Raw genomic sequence first — 17,702 nt, forward strand, 5'->3', positions numbered from 1 at the left:
AACAAGGGCCGGGCGATGAGTCAAACTCAGGCAGCAGCGAGACGACCTTTGCGCTGGCGCTGCATCAAAAACGCCGCCGCCGCAAGGGCAACGCCCACCAGATCGGACACCAATCCCCCTTCAATCATCATCAGGGCGGCACCGATCAGCAATATACGGACGATCCAGGATGCAGTGACATTGCCGAACCAGCCCAGCACACCTCCAGAAAGCAGATACACACCAAAGAGTGCTGTAACCAGTGCCCGTGCAATATCGAACCAGCCTGCCTCCATCAACAGCGCGCCGTTGTAGAAGAACATGAAGGGCACGATAAATGCTGCAATACCAATTCTGAAAGAAGCCACAGAGGTTTCCATTGCATTGGCACCAGAGATACCTGCCGCAGCATAAGACGCCAATGCAACCGGCGGAGTAATGGCCGAAACCACCGCAAAGTAGAACACGAAGAAGTGCGCCGTCAGCGGCTCAATACCCAGCTGTACAAGGCCTGGCGCAACCACTGAGGCAGCGACTGCATAAGCCGCTGTTGTAGGCATTCCCATGCCCAGAAGAATGGAAATAAACATGGCAAAAATCAGCGCCAGCAACTGGCTTGCCTCCGCCACATCGAGCAGCAATACCGAAAAGCGTGCACCGACACCGGTCAGGGAAATAACACCCACAATAACGCCCGCTGCGGCACACACCACAATGATCTGTATGGCCATGTAGGAAGCGGTTTCCAGTGCGTGCAATATCTGCCGAATGCCCATTTTGTTAGGCGAGAACCAACTGACTACGGCCGCAGAAACCATCGCCAGAGTACCGGCACGAATGACAGAGTAGCCCATAAACAGGGCCACTATGAGAATAATAATGGGCAAGAACAGGTAGCACTGCTTCACCATGGTGCGCAGCTTTGGCAGCTCATCTTCCCGCATACCACGCATACCGGTTTTAGCGGCTTCAAAATCCACCATAAAGTACACAGAGGCGAAGTAGAGTATTGCGGGAATAATGGCGGCAATGGCGATTTCGGTATAAGGGATACCGGTAATCTCGGCCATGATGAAGGCACCTGCCCCCATAATCGGTGGCATGATCTGGCCACCGGTAGATGCAGCGGCTTCCACAGCGCCTGCCGATTTTTTGCTGTAACCCACCTTCTTCATCAACGGAATCGTCAGTGATCCTGTGGATACCACGTTACCTGCACTGGTACCGTTGATCATACCCATAAGGCCAGAGGCAAAAATAGACACCTTGGCAGGACCACCCCGCGAGCGCCCGGCGGCTGCAAACGCAAAGTTTACAAAGTAATCACCCACTTTGGACGACTGCAAAAACGCGGCAAAAATAATGAACAGAATAATGTAGGTAGACGACACAGCGGTGGTGGGCCCAAGAATACCGGCATCGGTATATACCTGGCTAAAGAAACGCTGAACAGACAGCCCTGGATAGCCCAAAAAGCCCGGCAGGTATGGCCCGGCAAACACATATACAAGAAACACCAGCCCGATAATCACCAGGGCCAGGCCGGCAACCCGGCGAGTCAGCTCCATAATCAACGCCGTGCCTGCCACAGCGGCAAAGGATATGCCCACCGGAGCAAAGGAGGTGCCCGTAGACATGCGCATGGAGCTGTTATAAGCCACAAGAAAGTATGCTGCGACAGCAATTGAACACACACACAGCACCAGATCCGGCAAACTAAAGCGCGAACGTTCACGCTGATGGAACCAACTCAGCACAATACCTACGCCCGTTACCGCCAATAAAGGCCAGCCAAAATGCCAGGTTTCCAGGTCAACGGGAATTCGCATGGCGCCGTTCTGAACCATCTGCCAGAACGAATAAGTCTGGTATAGCACGTAAAATGCAGGGACTAGCGCTACCGCGCTGATCCACGTTGTCCAACGGTGGCGCGCAGAGCCCTCTTCGGCTGAAACAAAACGGGCACCGGCGAACAAAACAAACCCGATAACAAGCGCACCGGCAATATGCACAATCCGGAACGACCAGGTTTCCAAAGGCGCAATATTCAGCGAATAGAGATGGAAAGAGGAATAGGCAATCGCGAGCAATGTCACAAACTTCAGCATGCCGCCTTCAAACAGCCTGCGATTTGCCTCTACAGGCTCCTTGTCCACATCATGGGCAAGCACGTGGTCTTCGCCCACCTCTATGTCAGAAAAGTCTTTGGGGTGTCGTTCAAGTGTCATCGGGTGTCCTGCCTGAAGGCAAATCGGAGCCGGCAATCTGCCGGCTATTATTCAGGGGCCTTGCGGCCCCCTTTCATTCAGCCATTCAAAACAACAGCGTTATTTGATCTTGCTGGCTTCGATGGTGTAACCGTTCTCGTTGAACCAACGAGCTGCACCGGAATGCCAAGGCAATACGTTGTTCTTGTTGTAGTTCTCGGGAATCGAATTACGAGCTGCCTTGTGGATAGAAACCATCCGCTCATTCTGCTCCATGGTCAGCTTGGTAATTTCATACACAAAGCTTTCCGGAACATCGCAATTCACCATGGCAAAGTTCCACATGGAAACCACACGCGAGGGCTCATTCAGAGACTGATAAGTGCTTGCCGGAATAATGAATTCAGATACCGGGAAGTTGTCCGTCACCTTCTTGGCTTCTGCATCGGTCATTCCAATAATGTTTACATTGGTTTGAACCTCCAACTGACTAACAGCCGGAATAGGAATACCTGCAGCAAAGGCAACAACATCAATCAGACCATCCTGAAGCTGGCCACCAAGATCCGACCAACTGCCATTACGGCGTTTGAAGTTCACCCCCAGGGTTTCCATCATGCGCGGGAAATAAGTATCGGAGGTTGAGCCAGCGGGGCCGAAACCGATGGTGGCACCGTCGGGGATATCAGAAATAGACTTGATTCCGGAACTGCTCAGCGCCGTTACCGAAAAAGGCGTCTCGTACATGGGGAACATGGCGCATACGTTGTCCATCTTCATACCGGGCGCCAGCGGGCTGTTGCCATCCATGGATTCACGAGCCGGGCCCATCGTAGTAAGGCCGAACTTGAGATCACCAGTGTGCACCAGAGCCATGTTCTGCATAGGCCCGCCAGTGATTTCGGCGCCACCGGAAACGCCCAGACTTTCTGCAACAAAGTTAGCCCAGCCAGAACCATAGGCGAAATAGGTGCCGCCCTGACTTGCCGTACCCACAGTAAAGTTATCCGGCCAACCGGCCCGATCCTGGGCAACAACGGGACTGGCAACAACAAGAGTAGAGGCGAATGCCGCCGCGATAATGGCTTGGTTCTTCATAGAGACTGTTCCCTGATTCGTTTTGTTTGTTGGGTGCTCGACGGAGCCCACTAAGGGCTGCGATAAGCTCATCTGATGCAAACAACAAGCCAAAAAATAAATTCACTTAAAAACAACAGCCTACCAACAAGCACCACTTCGCTCGCAGAAAATTGGGTACATTCCCACCCATCCCCAGCCAACATTGGGTGAATTTCCGCCAGCAAAACAGAACTCGCCTGCCCTGCGCAGCTATTGCAAGAACGCCATTACCGTTTCCCTTCTCAAGGCGCCTGAAGCCAAAAACATTCATTCGCCTTCTAAACACTTCTTCTGCGCGAAACCCCTGATATTCAGGACTTAAATCGCACAAATCTCACCACCACTCCTTTTTACGCCGGTTTGATCTTTAGTATTCAAACCATTAACCTTCGTTCATTGAACAGCCATTCAATATATTGAACACACATTCAAAAAACACAGGTCACGAGCACATGGCAAGAGTTGGAGTCGAGTCTATTAGGCGGCAGCAGCTGATCGACGCAACATTAGAAGTCATTGAAATCCATGGCTTTCAGGGCGCAACGATAGGAAAAATCGCAGCTGCCTCTGAACTGTCGGTTGGCATTGTGAGTCACTACTTTGGCGGCAAACAGGGCCTGCTTGAGGCGACTATGCGGTATTTGCTCTCGTGCTTGCAGGAAGATGCTTCAAAGCTAATGGCCGGCCAGCCCAACACCCCGCGTGAATGCTTAATGGCAATTGTGGATGCAAACTTCTCCGGTGTTCAGACACACGCTCAGTCGGCTAAAACCTGGCTGGCATTCTGGACCCAGGCCATGCACAGCCCGGAGTTGATGAGGCTACAACGGGTCAACGAGCGCCGCCTGCTATCCAACCTGATCTTCCACCTGCGCAAACTGATGCCCGGCGAGAGCGCACAGGCCACAGCGCAAACCCTGGCAGCAATGATCGACGGCTTCTGGCTACGCGCTGCCATGAGTGAAGGACGGATTGAGCCAGACCAAGCCGTTGCCCTGTGCAAAACCTATATCGACCAAGCCATCAAAGCGAATAACGGAGCCAGCGAATGACATTGCCCGTGTACCGATCTTTTATTAACGGCCAGCCACTGGCAAACCAGAGCGGCGAACGCTTCGACGTGGTAAACCCTGCTACCGGCAAGGTGATTTATCAGGTTGAACAGACCGACGAATCCGTTATGCAAGCTGCGGTAGAGAGTGCCCGGGAAGGCTTCAAAACCTGGTCTGCAATGAGCGGGCTGGAGCGCGGCCGCATTCTCAACCGGGCAGCCAATATTCTGCGCGAGCGGAACGATGAACTGGCAAAAATTGAAGTGCTGGACACCGGAAAACCCTGGCAGGAAGCCAGTGTGGTAGACGTAGTAACCGGCGCAGATTCCGTGGAGTATTTTGCTGGGCAGGCCTCCAGCATTACCGGTGAAAGCCAGCACCTGGGGCCAGACTTTTTCTATACCCGTCGCGAACCGCTGGGCGTCTGCGCTGGCATTGGCGCGTGGAACTACCCACTGCAGATTGCCTGCTGGAAATCCGGCCCTGCCCTGGCATGCGGCAACAGCATGATTTTCAAGCCATCAGAAGAAACCCCACTGGGCGCCATCAAACTTGCCGAGATTTACATCGAGGCTGGCGTGCCTGCTGGTGTATTCAACGTAGTGCAAGGCGATTACCGGGCGGGGCAGATGCTGACAGCCGAACCGGCCATCGCAAAAATCTCGTTTACAGGTGAAGCAAAAACCGGCCGCACAGTAATGGCCGATTCAGCCTCCTCACTCAAATCCGTAACCATGGAACTGGGCGGCAAATCCCCACTGATGGTTTTTGAAGACACCAATCTGGAACAAGCGGTGTCCGCGGCCATGCTGGGCAACTTCTACACCCAGGGCGAAGTGTGCACCAACGGGACTCGCGTGTTTGTTCAGCGTTCCATCTACAACGCCTTTCTTGAGGAGCTGGTAAGAAGAACCAAGAACAACATCATCTGCGGCGACCCGGAACACCCCGACACCAACTTCGGCTCCCTGATCAGCGCCAAGCACCGCGACCTGGTCATGAAGTACATCGACAGCGCCAAGGCTGAAGGTGCGCGCTTGCTAACAGGCGGCACAACCTTGCAGCCAGCTGGCTTTGAAGGCGGCTATTTTGTAGCGCCAACAATCTTTGCCGACTGCACTGACGACATGACCATAGTTCGGGAAGAAATCTTCGGGCCGGTGATGTCCGTACTGCCATTTGATACCGAAGAAGAAGTCATTCAACGCGCAAATGCCACCGACTATGGCCTCGCAGCTGCGGTGTTCACTTCAGACATCACCCGCGCACATCGCGTTATTCATCAGATTGAGGCTGGCATTTGCTGGATCAACAGCTTTGGCGCCTCACCGGCCGAGATGCCCGTAGGCGGCTACAAGCTCTCAGGACTGGGCCGTGAGAATGGTCGCGAAACCCTCGCCCACTACACCCAAACCAAATCCGTTTACGTCGGCATGGCACCCCTTGAGTCGCCATTTTGACACCACTTTTCAAACCAGAGCCTCTGCGGATGACCTATCCGCCTTCGCATCAAGGAGACAGTTTTGCAGTTTGATAATGAATTTGACTATGTAATTGTCGGCACCGGTTCCGCCGGCTGTGTATTGGCGAACCGCCTGAGTGAAAGTGGAGAAGACCAGGTTCTGGTACTGGAAGCCGGGCGCCGTGATACCGGTTGGAAAATCCATATGCCCGCAGCGCTCATGTACAACCTCATGGGCGATAAGTACAACTGGTACTACCATACAGAGCCTCAGGAGTATCTGAACAACCGAAAACTCTACTGGCCCCGGGGCAAAGTGTGGGGCGGCGGTTCTACTCTCAACGCCATGGTGTACATCCGCGGACACGCCTACGACTACGACCGCTGGCACGATGAAGGCGCCAAAGGCTGGCGTTATCAGGATGTCCTGCCTTATTTCCGCAAAGCCGAAAGCCGGGAAAAAGGCGCCGACGACTATCGAGGCGGGGATGGCCCACTTAACGTGCACACTGGTGACGAGCCCAACCCCCTGTTTGGCGCCTTCCTGGAAGCAACCCGGCAAACCGGCTACCCCTACACTGAAGATATGAACGGCCACCAGCAGGAAGGCTTTGGCGAGATGGATATGACCATCAAAAAGGGCAAACGCTGGAGCGCAGCCCAAGCCTACCTGCGGCCCGCATTGAACCGTCCCAACCTGACTGCCGAAACGGGTGCCATGACCACCCGCATTCTGTTTGAAGGCAAAACCGCCGTGGGTGTGGAGTACATCCAGAAAAGCAAAACCGTTCGGGTGAAGGCCCGCAAGGAAGTCATCGTAAGCGGCGGTGCTATCAACTCGCCACAACTCCTGATGCTCTCTGGCATAGGTGCAGCTTCGGAACTCAAAGAACACAATATCCCGGTGGTGGCCGACCGCCCGGGTGTCGGCAAAAACCTGCAGGATCACCTGGAAATCTACGTTCAGCACGAATCCACCCAACCGGTCACCCTGTACAAGTACACCACCCAGCCGGGCAAAACCCTGGCGGGCATGAAGTGGTTTATCAACAACGACTGGGGCGCCTGCCGAACCGCACACCTGGAAGCCGGCGGTTTTATTCGCTCCGAGCCCGGCGTTCGGCACCCGGATATCCAATACCACTTCCTGCCCTCCCAGGTAATTGACCACGGCCGGAAAGACGCCGAATGCCACGGCTACCAGGCCCACGTTGGCCCCATGCGCCCCACAAGTCGCGGATTTTTGAAGTTGAAGTCGGCGAACCCGAACGACCACCCGATCATCGATCCCAAGCTGCTAAGCACCGAGCGCGACCGCTGGGAAATGCGTCAAAGCATCAAACTGACCCGGGAAATCTTCGCCCAATCGGCGTTTGACCCCTTCCGGGGCGAAGAACTGCGACCGGGCGCCAACGCCACCACCGATGAGGACATTGATGCCTTCGTTCGCAAGTACGCCGACAGCGCTTACCACCCATCCTGCACCTGCAAAATGGGCGCAGCCGATGACCCCATGGCCGTGGTGGACGAAGAGGCTCGGGTTTACGGCGTAAACAACCTGCGAGTGGTGGATGCTTCCATCATGCCGAGCATGGTGAGCGGCAACCTGAATGCCCCCACCATCATGCTGGCCGAGAAGTGCGCCGACCATATTCGTGGCCGCAAACCACTGCCCCCCTCATCCGCACCGGTATGGGAGCACCCGGACTGGAAAAACACACAACGCTAATAATGCTGTGACCTAAAACAAAGAAAGGAGAGAACCAATGAAGAAGCTCATGATGGCTTGTGCAGGCCTTGCAATCAGTGGCGCTGCAACCGCCGCTCCGAACGCCGAATGCGAAACCGTACGTTTTGCGGATGTAGGCTGGACCGACATAACCGCCACCACCGCACTGGCATCCGAAGTACTTAAAGGCATGGGGTACAGCCCAACGGCAAAAGTCCTGTCTGTGCCGGTGACCTATCGTTCACTCAAAAACAAGGACATCGACGTTTTCCTGGGTAACTGGATGCCCACCATGGAAGGCGATGTGCGCCCATACCTCGAAAGCGGCGACGTAGAAACCGTAATCACCAACCTGGAAGGTGCCAAATACACCCTGGCAGTGCCTCAATACGTTTACGATTCCGGTGTTACCAGCTTTGCCGACATCGCCAAGCATGCAGACGAATTTGATGGCCGCATTTATGGCATCGAGCCAGGCAACGATGGCAACCGCCTGATCCAGCAGATGGTAGACCAAAATGCCTTCGGCCTCGGGGATTTCCGCGTAGTTGAATCCAGTGAGGCGGGCATGCTGTCCCAGGTAAGCCGTGCAACCCGTCGTAATAACTGGGTGGTATTCCTGGCATGGGAACCGCACCCGATGAACGCCAACCATGATCTGGCGTACCTGAACGGTGGCGACGATTTCTTCGGCCCCAACTACGGTGGCGCAACCGTGCACACCAACGTTCGCAAGAACTACACCAGCGAATGCCCGAACGTTGGCAAGCTGCTGAACAATCTCACCTTCTCCCTGACCATGGAAAACGAAGTGATGGGTGCCATTCTGAACGATGGCGAAGAACCAAACGATGCCGCAAAGGCATGGCTGGCCCGCAACCCGGAGGTACTCAATGCCTGGCTTGAAGGCGTTACCACCCTGGACGGCAAAGAAGCACTGCCCGCCGTGAAAGCATCCCTTAAATAGCCAGTAAAGCCCGGGGCAACCCCGGGCACCTGATCTGATTTGCACTACCTGATTCACTCATTTTCCGTGCCGGCTTTGGCCCGCACCCAAAAAGACATAAAACCATGAACTGGATAACTGAGCATCAACTACCCTTCGGCGACTTCATGGAAGCCATTGTTGATTTTCTGGTGATCAATTTCAGCGGCTTTTTCGACGCCGTTTCCGAAACCCTCAGAAGCATGATTCATGGCCTGACCGACGCGCTTCTATGGGTTCCACCTTTTGCCCTCATTGCACTGTTTACGGCAGCTGCCGCCATTCGCCATCGCCGCTGGGGGCTCACGGCCTTTACTGCCATCAGCTTCCTGCTGATTTTGAACATCGGCTACTGGGAAGACACCATGGCCACATTGTCACTGGTGCTTTACGCAACCGTGCTGTGCATTCTGATTGGCATTCCCCTGGGCATATATGCTGCCCACAGCACCTGGCTATACCGGTTTCTGCAGCCGGTGCTGGACCTTATGCAAACCATTCCACCCTTTGTGTACCTGATCCCGACCCTCACACTCTTTGGCCTGGGCGTAGTACCCGGTGTTATCTCCACCGTGATTTTTGCCATTGCCGCGCCCGTAAGGCTTACCTATCTGGGCATTTCCCAGGTGCCAACCGAGCTGGTTGAGGCCGGAAAATCCTTTGGCTGTACCAACCGTCAACTGCTGTTCAAGGTGGAATTACCCGCCGCCATGAGTTCCATTGGCGCCGGTATAACCCAGTGCATCATGTTATCGCTCTCTATGGTTGTTATTGCCGCGCTAGTCGGCGCTGATGGCTTGGGCGTGCCGGTTGTTCGCGCCCTCAACACTGTCGACATAGGCAAAGGCTTTGAAGCCGGCCTCGCCATTGTATTACTGGCCATCTGGATGGACCGTTTTTTCCGCCAGAAAGGCGCTGCGGAGACCTCAGCATGATTGAAATCGATAACGTTAACGTTGTGTTTGGCAAGCAGCCCGAAAGAGCCTTGCCACTGATTGAACAAGGCCTCGAACGAGCCGACATTCGCGATCAGACCGGTTTGGTAGTAGGCGTACAGAATGCCAGCCTGAATGTAAAAAAAGGCGAAATTTGTGTGCTTATGGGGCTCTCCGGTTCAGGAAAGTCGAGCCTGCTGCGCTGTATAAATGGCCTTAACGATGTCACCAGTGGGGCCATTCGCATAAAGCACGATAATGAAATGGTGGACTTCACCCAGGCCAGCGAAAAGGTGCAGCGAGACATACGCACGCGCCATATTTCCATGGTATTCCAGAGCTTCGCCCTGATGCCCTGGCTGACCGTGGAAGACAACGTGGCTTTCGGCCTTGAGTTGCAAGGCCTTGGCAAAACCGAGCGCCGCAAGAAGGTAGCCCGCCAACTGGAACTGGTTGGCCTGTCAGGCTGGGCCAACCGCCGGCCGAATGAACTATCCGGCGGCATGCGCCAGCGGGTGGGACTGGCACGGGCACTGGCCACAGAATCTGAAATACTGCTGATGGACGAGCCGTTTTCTGCCCTTGATCCGCTGATCCGCCACCAGCTTCAGGACGAACTGCTGACCCTGCAGGAAGAGCTGCAAAAAACCATCGTATTCGTGAGTCACGACCTGGATGAAGCCCTTAAGCTGGGCTCTCACATCGCCATCATGAAAGACGGCCAGATCGTACAGCACGGCAAGCCGGAATCCATTGTGCTGGAACCTGCAAACGATTACGTAAAAAGCTTCGTTGCCAGCACCAACCCACTGAACGTTCTGGCGGCACGCTCCCTGGCACTGCCTATTGGCCAGATACAGGAAGACTCCAGAGGCAACCGCTGCCTCAACAAGCGCTACGACACCTGGCTACACACTCCGGATGTGGCGGAAAAAGCCGTAGTAACCAGTGGCGGCCAAACCTTTCAGACCCAAGCCTGGCAAGAAGGCCAAGCCATCGAAAGCCTGGCCAAACAACCAACCCGTATAGCCCCGAATACACCTCTGCGGGATGCCGTAGAGATTCGATATTTCACCGGCCACAGCCTGCTGGTGGAAGAAAGCGGCCAGATTACCGGCGCCATTGGCGACCGGGAGCTTTACCACGCCATGCTGGGGAAGCATCTGGACGACAGCTAGGCGAGCTTTTCGCCCACCAATAATCATAAAATCACTAATCTCCTAAAAAGGACGTCTATGAATATCCGAAACATCACGGCTGGCGCGGGGCTGCTTGCCTCGTCCCTCCTGCTGGCCGCCTGTGCACCCATGCAAACAGACTCTCAGGCCGCATCGGCTGAACCTGAAACAGCCAAAAACGTCATCATGATTATTGGCGATGGCATGGGCCCGCAACAGATTGGTTTGCTGCTAGCTTACGCCAAGCAAGCACCCAACTCGGTGGTCGCCGACGGCATCACTGCCTTCGATCGCATTGCCGAAAATGGCCCTATGGGCATTTCCATGACCCACGCCAATGACAACCTGGTTGTGGACTCCGCAGCCTCTGCCACCCAACTAGCCACCGGCAAACTCGCTGGCGCCGAAATGATTGGCGCAGACAAAGACGGCAACACAGCGGAAAGCATTCTGGAAAAAGCGAAAAAACTGGGCAAATCTACCGGCCTGGTTTCCGACACCCGCATCACCCACGCGACCCCCGCGGGCTTTGCTGCCCACCAGAGCCACCGCAGCCTTGAAAATGAAATTGCCGTCGATTTGCTGAATAACAACGTAGACGTAATGTTATCTGGCGGCCTGCGTTACTGGATTCCGGCATCCGCCAATGACGAGCAGTCAGCAGCGCGTTTAGAGCTGGAAGCATTGACTGAAGGCTCTGTGCGCATCAAATCCAAGCGCAAGGACAACCGCAACCTGATTGCCGAAGCGCAGCAAAAAAACTACGCCCTGGCATTCAACCTTGATCAGATGAACCAAGCAGATGGCAAAATGCTTGGCTTATTTGCCTACTCATCACTGCCTAACGCCATTGTTGAGAATCGGACCAAAAGTGACCCCAACCGCACCATTCCCACATTGAAAGAAATGTCGGAAAAAGCCATCGCCACCCTGTCCAAAAACGACGAAGGCTTCTTCCTGATGATTGAAGCCGGCCAGATTGACTGGGCAGGGCATTACAACGACACAGGCACCATGCTTCACGAAATGCTGCGCATGAACGAAACGCTGAACTACGTTCTGGACTGGGCAGAGGGCCGGGATGACACATTGGTTGTTGTCACCGCAGACCATGAAACCGGCGGTTTTGGCTTCAGCTATTCCGCCAACGACCTCCCCCATGGCCGCGACCTGCCGGGCGACGTTTTTAAAGAACAACAGTTCAAACCTGGCTTCAACTTTGGTGATGTATCCACCCTGGACAAACTGTATGAGCAGAAATCCTCCTACGGCGACATATTCTACAGCCAGTTCGACGGTTTGAACGAGCGCGAGCAAACACCGGCCAGCCTTGCACGTATTGTGAACGCTGAAACCAGCTTCAACATAACCGAAGAGCAGGCGGCCCGGGTACTGGCCACTGAAGACAACCCCTTCTACACCGAAGGCCACTCATACCTGAGCAGCAAAACCGTTCCGAAAATGGATGTGAACGGCGCCTTCTTCGTTTACCAGACAGACGACAACCGCCAGAACCTTCTGGCCCGTGAAGTTGCTGAGCAGCAGAACGTGGTCTGGTCTACCGGCACTCACACCAACACCCCGGTACTGGTATTCACACAGGGCCCCGCTAAAGCGGCTGCACCCTTTGGCAAGATTCTGCACCACACAGATGTTGGCCAGTATGCCATAGAGGCGATGGACAACTGATTGTGAGGAGTTGAATATGCCGGCCCACGCACATGCGGGGCCGGTAATGCTTCCAAGAGCCCCCGCCAATATAACTATTTTACCAGCCGCAAAACCTACCATTCCTGCTCACCAATACCCCCTCCCCGAAGCGAACACAAAGAGGCTTGCTATTGAGGTTAAGCTTTGGAGTACCGTTTAACGCCAGGTTAATTTATGCTTCCCTGTAGAGAAGGAACTGGGTCTCTGCATATTTTCAGGGCGCGTCTGTGCTGGCAGCAGGCTAAAAATATAAAAAAAGGTGCTTTGCGGAGAAATCATGGACGCATCATCGGAAAGGACAAATCTTGCCAGTAACATCACAGGGTTGAAGCAGCACTCCCGTAACGCACTATTTTTTATTTTTTCCTTTTGGTTATTGAACCAGGTGGCCTACCTCTTTGAAGTATCCGAAGGCATAAGCATTTTTTACCCACCTTCCGGGTTTGCCATGCTATTGATTTATCTTTTTGGCGCAAAATATCTTCCTGTTTACCTTGTCGCAATTATATTGGGCGGCCTTCCCCAACGCGATGTCTTTAATTACAGCCTTGAAATGCTTAACCCGGATTTAAGACAATTTTTCATCTACGGCACTGCCGGAATAGCACTGGGTCACTTAAACCCTGAAAAACAAACACTTAGCGCTAAATTTTATTATACTTTGATATTAATATTCATCATAACGGCACTTCTATCCTCTGCTGTATTTGTTATGAGTTCAAACAGCATGGAAAGCACCCTTAGCGCACAGTGGCGCGAACAGGTCCCACTGTTTTTTGTCGGAAACTTGACTGGCGCGCTGACCGCACTCCCATTATTTATATTTTTTCTCTATTTCAAATCCCACGGGTGTAAAACAACAAAACTCACCCTTTATCGTGATATCCTGAAACCAGATAAACTAATAGCCTTTCTGATCATAATAACCCTGTCTTTTCTGGTTGTATCTCTGGGCAAATTCAGTGAGAACTACTCAAGCTATTACTACCTGATACTGATCCCTATTATCTGGACCGCTGTAAAGTGGGGGCTGGGTATTGGCTTGATGTATGCATTTATCGGGAACCTTTTCACGCTTTCATTTTATGTTCTTTTTGGATATTCATATCATGGAATGCTAGAGGTCCAGCTGATCTTCGCCATGTCAATAATCTCTACTGTACTGATTGGGCTGGTGCATGAACAAAAGGATATTTTTTATGAGAAATCCATTTACGATGAGCTGACAGGGCTCGCAAACATGAGGCTATTCAAGAGTCTGAGCGCCTCTATGATCGCCAATGCAGAAAGGAATAACGAAACAGTCGCACTTTTGTTTGTCGACATTGATGGTTTTAAAACCATTAACGATACATTCGGTCACAAAGCAGGCGATCAAGCACTTGAGAGAATTGGCAAGCTATTGAAGAACAGCCTTCGGGATGCGGATTTCGTTGCGCGCTATGGGGGTGACGAGTTCATCATCCAGCTAAATGGTGGAATATCTGAAAAAGACGCGGAAGTGGTTGCCTCCAGCATCATCAAAACCATCTCAAAACCATTCCACTTCGATAATGGCTCAGCAACTATAGGTGCAAGCATTGGCATTTCTGTCTACCCCAAAGATGGAACAGATGTGGACACCTTGATCAGCAAGGCAGATAAAGCGATGTACGCTGCCAAAAAAAGCGGTAAAAATTGCTTCAGACTGTTCCGCCAACAACCTCGTCACTATGCCGGGAGGCATTTATGATCACGATTTCTCAGCTCACAGAGCTTCTCGGCTGGGCTTCAATCTTGAACCTGGGAATGCTGGTGTTCGCCAGTGTCCTCCTCATTTTGGCCAGACCCTTTATCACATCAATCCACAGCAAGATGTTTGGCATTCCGGAAAGCGAGCTCACTGCCAGTTATTTCAACTACCTAGCAAACTACAAAACATTCTCATTCGTGTTCATTATTGCGCCTTATCTGGCTCTCAAGATTATGGGCCAGTAAAGCGGGTAGCACCTGCATCAATTCGTAACCAAAAGCTGTCAATGCCTGTGTATCCTGCAGCTCTTGGCTCAGCGTTCAGCCAAGAGCCTGAGCGTAAAACAAAACCGGAGCAAGATACTGGAAGATGGAGATAATCGACGAGGTGTTGCGAATAGGGCCAGGCTTGGCGACAACAATTGGCATTCTGGTGCTGTTCGTGGGCAAGCGGGTGAATGAAAAATTCGCTTTCCTGCGTGAGTTAAGCATCCCCAAACCCGTCACGGGTGGATTGTTGTTCTCGATACTAGTCGCCACCGTGTACGCAACAACTGGCACGGCGATCGAGTTTGATCTTGCAGCCAGGGACGCCCTTCTTGTTTATTTTTTCACGACCATCGGTATCAACTCCAGCGTCCACGATTTGCTGTCTGGCGGTAAGCCGCTCGTTATTCTTTTGCTTATCACAATTGTGTACATGGTCATCCAGAATCTGACTGGCTTGTCCATTGCAGCGCTCTTTGACTTGCCGGGTGCAGTTGGCTTGCTGGGCGGCACGGTATCGCTGATAGGCGGTCACGGCACCTCAATTGCCTGGGCCCCAAGGATTGCGGAAGACTACGGTGTAGTGAATGCCATGGAAATCGGTATTGCCTGTGCAACCTTCGGACTGATTCTGGCGAGCCTGATGGGGGGCCCAATTGCCAGGTTCCTGATCGCCCGGTACAAGCTCACGCCCGACAAGGCTGATGCGCTCACTGTGGGGATGCCTGAAGAGAAAGGTGGGGGAATGATCGATTCCATGGGCTTTCTAGACGCCATCTTCGCTATCCACCTGAGCATATTTTTCGGGTTAATTCTGAACGGCTTGCTGGAAGCACAGGGGCTCGAATTGCCCCTGTTTGTTTCATGCCTGTTCTCCGGGCTGCTCATTACCAATCTGATCCCTGCCAATTTCCCCCGCTTCAGCGGAATGCGCTGGCCCAGTCGCACACCCTCCATGGCATTGATCGCCGAGATGGCACTGGGAACATTCCTGGCTATGTCGCTCATGAGCATGCAGCTATGGACATTGGTCGATCTGGCGGGGCCCATTTTTACTATTCTCGCGATTCAATTCGCAATTGCAGTGGCCATCAACATATTTGTTGTCTTCCCATTAATGGGCCGCACCTACGACGCCGCTGTGGTGTGCGCCGGTTTCGGGGGCATTTCTCTGGGCTCGACACCTACCGCCATGGCCAACATGTCTGCGGTGACACAGAGGTACGGCGCCTCTCACCTGGCCTTTGTTATCGTGCCTCTGGTGTGTGCGTTTTTTATTGACCTGGCCAATGCATTGATGATCCCCTTCTTCTTGAACAGCTTATAGCCGCTGGATTCGGGTGCTTGGCGTACGGGCTGATTTCCCTTTGGGACAACTCCGTCCAGCCAGACGACCATCTCTGGCATAAACAATAGTCTTGCCAGGCTGTAGTCGATCACACCCGTGCCTGCGATATCCTCAATCAGCCATTCGCGCCCCACCTATTGCGAGAATTCTCCTGCGCCATGGCGACTCCTCCCAATGCCAGGAATAACGTGAGACATGTGGTCACAATGGACTTCATCGTATTGTCCTTATCGCTCTTCCGATGCTTTTCAAAACAGCTTCGCTCAGAATCAACAGTGCAGTTCAGTTCAGCCCCGTTCCTGTACACCACCCCCTGCCTTTTCCATTTCGGGCGCAGCCAGTTGAGCCGGGCGGAACAACACATAAACATTCAACTAAAAAGCCCAGCGAAAATCCTCCATTGGCATATCAAAGGGCTTGAGGCCACAGACTCTGGTACGCTCCCATACTCATTGCTCTGTGTGTTGTGCGCAACTTTTATGGCCATTACATGACCGAACTGACCTCCCAGCAAACTACCACCACCGATAGCATCAGCGACTCCGTCCGTTGGCGTGTTCTTTTGGTATTGCTCATGGCAATTTTCATGTCGCTGATGAGTGTCAGTGTGATTAACGTGGCCCTGGCCTCGATCCAGCAAGGGCTGGATGCCAGCCAGTCTGATATCCAGTGGGTGCTGTCCGGTTATGCACTCACCTTTGGCGTGGTGCTGGTAAGTGCGGGCCGCGCCGGGGATCTGATGGGGCGCGGCGGCTTTTTTATTCTTGGCGTTGCCATATTCACCCTCGCCTCGGTTGCCGCAGGTCTGGCACCGGATGCGGATTGGCTTAACGCGGCGCGTTTTGTTCAGGGTGTTGGTTCGGGGTTCCTGAACCCCCAGGGCATTGGCATGATCCAACAGTATTTTCGGGGCCCTGACCGCGCTCGCGCTTTTGGTTTTTTTGGCACCACAGTGGGTGTATCTGTTGCCATTGGCCCGGTTCTTGGTGGCATTCTGATTCACCTGGGTGGCCCGGAGATTGGCTGGCGCCTGACGTTCCTTATTAACGTTCCGGTAGGCTTGCTAACCATAGCGCTGGCGTTTTTGTGGTTTCCAAGGCCTTTGATACACAAGCCCAAGCTAATGGCACATAAAGGCCTGAGATCGCTGGACCCCATGGGCGCCTTGCTACTGGGTTTGGGTGTTTTGGCCGTGCTCTACCCCTTTGTTGAATCCCGCTCGAACGGGCTGATGTGGCTGCTGCTTCCCGCGGGACTTCTGCTTTTTTACCTCTGGGTACATTGGGAGCGCTGGTATACCCGGCGCGGATACAGCCCCATGGTGGATCTTAAAATCTTTGCCACCTCCAGCTACCGTAATGGCAGTGTCATAATGTTTCTGTATTTCTTGGGCATGACCAGTGTCTGGGTACTGATCCCCTTGTACGCACAGCAGGGTGTTGGCTTTTCAGCATTTGAAGCCGGCATGATCGGCATCCCCTCGGCACTGCTCTCTGCCTGGTCCTCCAACTGGGCCGGAAAGCGAGTCAACCACTACGGTCGCAAGGTTGTCATTGGCGGATTGATGTTTGCTGTTTTCGGATTGCTGTCCAGTATCGCGGTGGTGCTATTGCATCAGCATCTGGGCGTGAGTATCTGGTGGTTGCTGTTGTCGCTGGCCTTTTTTGGCCTTGGCCAGGGCTCGGTGATCAGCCCAAACCAAACGCTCACCCTTGCTGAGGTGCCGCTCGCCTATGCAGGCAGCTCCGGAGCCATCATGCAAACAGGGCAACGTATCGGCACCTCTGTAGGGATTGCGATCATTACAGCCATTGTGTTCGCCCTGCGCCCTTACAGCTCATGGCACACGGCAGTGAGCCTTGGGTTGCTGACGATCACGTTGATCACTCTGCTAGCATTAGCCATGGCTTTTAAGGACTTACGCGACCGGCGCGCGCAGAACTAGCGGTTGGCCGCAACCGCAGCAGCAGGCACTATAAAGACAGTCAAACAACTCTGAG

The 17,702-nt window shown here is 53.5% G+C and carries 13 protein-coding genes; 11 read left to right on the forward strand and 2 right to left on the reverse strand.

Annotated features, from left to right (window positions below):
• Positions 1 to 26: 26 nt before the first annotated feature.
• Together FFI61_RS10220 and FFI61_RS10225 are read right to left on the reverse strand one after the other, a co-directional pair.
• A complete protein-coding gene (locus FFI61_RS10220) occupies positions 27 to 2,207 on the reverse strand; it encodes a TRAP transporter permease (protein WP_200201960.1) in 2,181 nt (726 codons plus the stop codon).
• Between the two features lie 99 nt (positions 2,208 to 2,306).
• Positions 2,307 to 3,284: a TAXI family TRAP transporter solute-binding subunit gene (locus tag FFI61_RS10225; protein WP_200370171.1), complete on the reverse strand. Its 978-nt coding sequence runs from the start codon at positions 3,282 to 3,284 to the stop codon at positions 2,307 to 2,309.
• Positions 3,285 to 3,757: 473 nt separating this feature from the next.
• On the opposite strand from FFI61_RS10225, the gene betI reads away from it, so the two are divergent.
• From betI to FFI61_RS10280, 11 genes are all read left to right on the forward strand, one after another.
• On the forward strand, positions 3,758 to 4,357 hold the full coding sequence (betI, locus tag FFI61_RS10230) for a transcriptional regulator BetI (RefSeq protein WP_200370173.1): 600 nt from the start codon (positions 3,758 to 3,760) through the stop codon (positions 4,355 to 4,357).
• Complete coding sequence (gene betB / locus FFI61_RS10235) at positions 4,354 to 5,817, forward strand: betaine-aldehyde dehydrogenase (protein WP_200370175.1); 1,464 nt, start codon at positions 4,354 to 4,356, stop codon at positions 5,815 to 5,817. Before betI ends, betB begins: the two co-directional genes overlap by 4 nt.
• A gap of 63 nt (positions 5,818 to 5,880) precedes the next feature.
• Complete coding sequence (gene betA, locus FFI61_RS10240; RefSeq protein ID WP_200370177.1) at positions 5,881 to 7,548, forward strand: choline dehydrogenase; 1,668 nt, start codon at positions 5,881 to 5,883, stop codon at positions 7,546 to 7,548.
• Between the two features lie 37 nt (positions 7,549 to 7,585).
• The gene (locus FFI61_RS10245; protein WP_200370180.1) at positions 7,586 to 8,515 is read left to right on the forward strand and encodes a choline ABC transporter substrate-binding protein; all 930 of its coding nucleotides are present in this window, start codon (positions 7,586 to 7,588) and stop codon (positions 8,513 to 8,515) included.
• 104 nt (positions 8,516 to 8,619) lie between these two features.
• Positions 8,620 to 9,468 (forward strand): choline ABC transporter permease subunit, encoded by an 849-nt coding sequence (choW, locus tag FFI61_RS10250; protein WP_200370182.1) that lies wholly within the window; start codon positions 8,620 to 8,622, stop codon positions 9,466 to 9,468.
• Complete coding sequence (choV, locus tag FFI61_RS10255) at positions 9,465 to 10,646, forward strand: choline ABC transporter ATP-binding protein (RefSeq protein ID WP_200370183.1); 1,182 nt, start codon at positions 9,465 to 9,467, stop codon at positions 10,644 to 10,646. The genes choW and choV overlap by 4 nt, the downstream gene beginning before the upstream one ends.
• A 57-nt stretch (positions 10,647 to 10,703) precedes the next feature.
• Complete coding sequence (locus FFI61_RS10260) at positions 10,704 to 12,335, forward strand: alkaline phosphatase (protein WP_200370184.1); 1,632 nt, start codon at positions 10,704 to 10,706, stop codon at positions 12,333 to 12,335.
• 298 nt (positions 12,336 to 12,633) lie between these two features.
• A complete protein-coding gene (locus tag FFI61_RS10265) occupies positions 12,634 to 14,088 on the forward strand; it encodes a diguanylate cyclase domain-containing protein (protein ID WP_200370185.1) in 1,455 nt (484 codons plus the stop codon).
• On the forward strand, positions 14,085 to 14,333 hold the full coding sequence (locus FFI61_RS10270; protein WP_200370186.1) for a DUF6868 family protein: 249 nt from the start codon (positions 14,085 to 14,087) through the stop codon (positions 14,331 to 14,333). The genes FFI61_RS10265 and FFI61_RS10270 overlap by 4 nt, the downstream gene beginning before the upstream one ends.
• Before the next feature lie 124 nt (positions 14,334 to 14,457).
• Positions 14,458 to 15,681, forward strand: a complete 1,224-nt coding sequence (gene gltS, locus FFI61_RS10275) for a sodium/glutamate symporter (protein WP_200370187.1) — start codon at positions 14,458 to 14,460, stop codon at positions 15,679 to 15,681.
• 511 nt (positions 15,682 to 16,192) lie between these two features.
• On the forward strand, positions 16,193 to 17,647 hold the full coding sequence (locus tag FFI61_RS10280; protein ID WP_200370190.1) for an MFS transporter: 1,455 nt from the start codon (positions 16,193 to 16,195) through the stop codon (positions 17,645 to 17,647).
• Positions 17,648 to 17,702 lie beyond the last annotated feature (55 nt).

Source organism: Marinobacter sp. DY40_1A1, assembly GCF_016597815.1.
GTDB classification, from domain to species: domain Bacteria; phylum Pseudomonadota; class Gammaproteobacteria; order Pseudomonadales; family Oleiphilaceae; genus Marinobacter; species Marinobacter xiaoshiensis.

Bases quoted from the DNA above. Each gene is read 5' to 3' on its own strand.
- FFI61_RS10220 (WP_200201960.1), bottom strand. From the start codon at position 2,207: ATGACACTTGAACGACACCCCAAAGACTTTTCTGACATAGAGGTGGGC.
- FFI61_RS10225 (WP_200370171.1), bottom strand. From the start codon at position 3,284: ATGAAGAACCAAGCCATTATCGCGGCGGCATTCGCCTCTACTCTTGTT.
- betI (WP_200370173.1), top strand. From the start codon at position 3,758: ATGGCAAGAGTTGGAGTCGAGTCTATTAGGCGGCAGCAGCTGATCGAC.
- betB (WP_200370175.1), top strand. From the start codon at position 4,354: ATGACATTGCCCGTGTACCGATCTTTTATTAACGGCCAGCCACTGGCA.
- FFI61_RS10245 (WP_200370180.1), top strand. From the start codon at position 7,586: ATGAAGAAGCTCATGATGGCTTGTGCAGGCCTTGCAATCAGTGGCGCT.
- choW (WP_200370182.1), top strand. From the start codon at position 8,620: ATGAACTGGATAACTGAGCATCAACTACCCTTCGGCGACTTCATGGAA.
- choV (WP_200370183.1), top strand. From the start codon at position 9,465: ATGATTGAAATCGATAACGTTAACGTTGTGTTTGGCAAGCAGCCCGAA.
- FFI61_RS10260 (WP_200370184.1), top strand. From the start codon at position 10,704: ATGAATATCCGAAACATCACGGCTGGCGCGGGGCTGCTTGCCTCGTCC.
- FFI61_RS10265 (WP_200370185.1), top strand. From the start codon at position 12,634: ATGGACGCATCATCGGAAAGGACAAATCTTGCCAGTAACATCACAGGG.
- FFI61_RS10270 (WP_200370186.1), top strand. From the start codon at position 14,085: ATGATCACGATTTCTCAGCTCACAGAGCTTCTCGGCTGGGCTTCAATC.
- gltS (WP_200370187.1), top strand. From the start codon at position 14,458: ATGGAGATAATCGACGAGGTGTTGCGAATAGGGCCAGGCTTGGCGACA.
- FFI61_RS10280 (WP_200370190.1), top strand. From the start codon at position 16,193: ATGACCGAACTGACCTCCCAGCAAACTACCACCACCGATAGCATCAGC.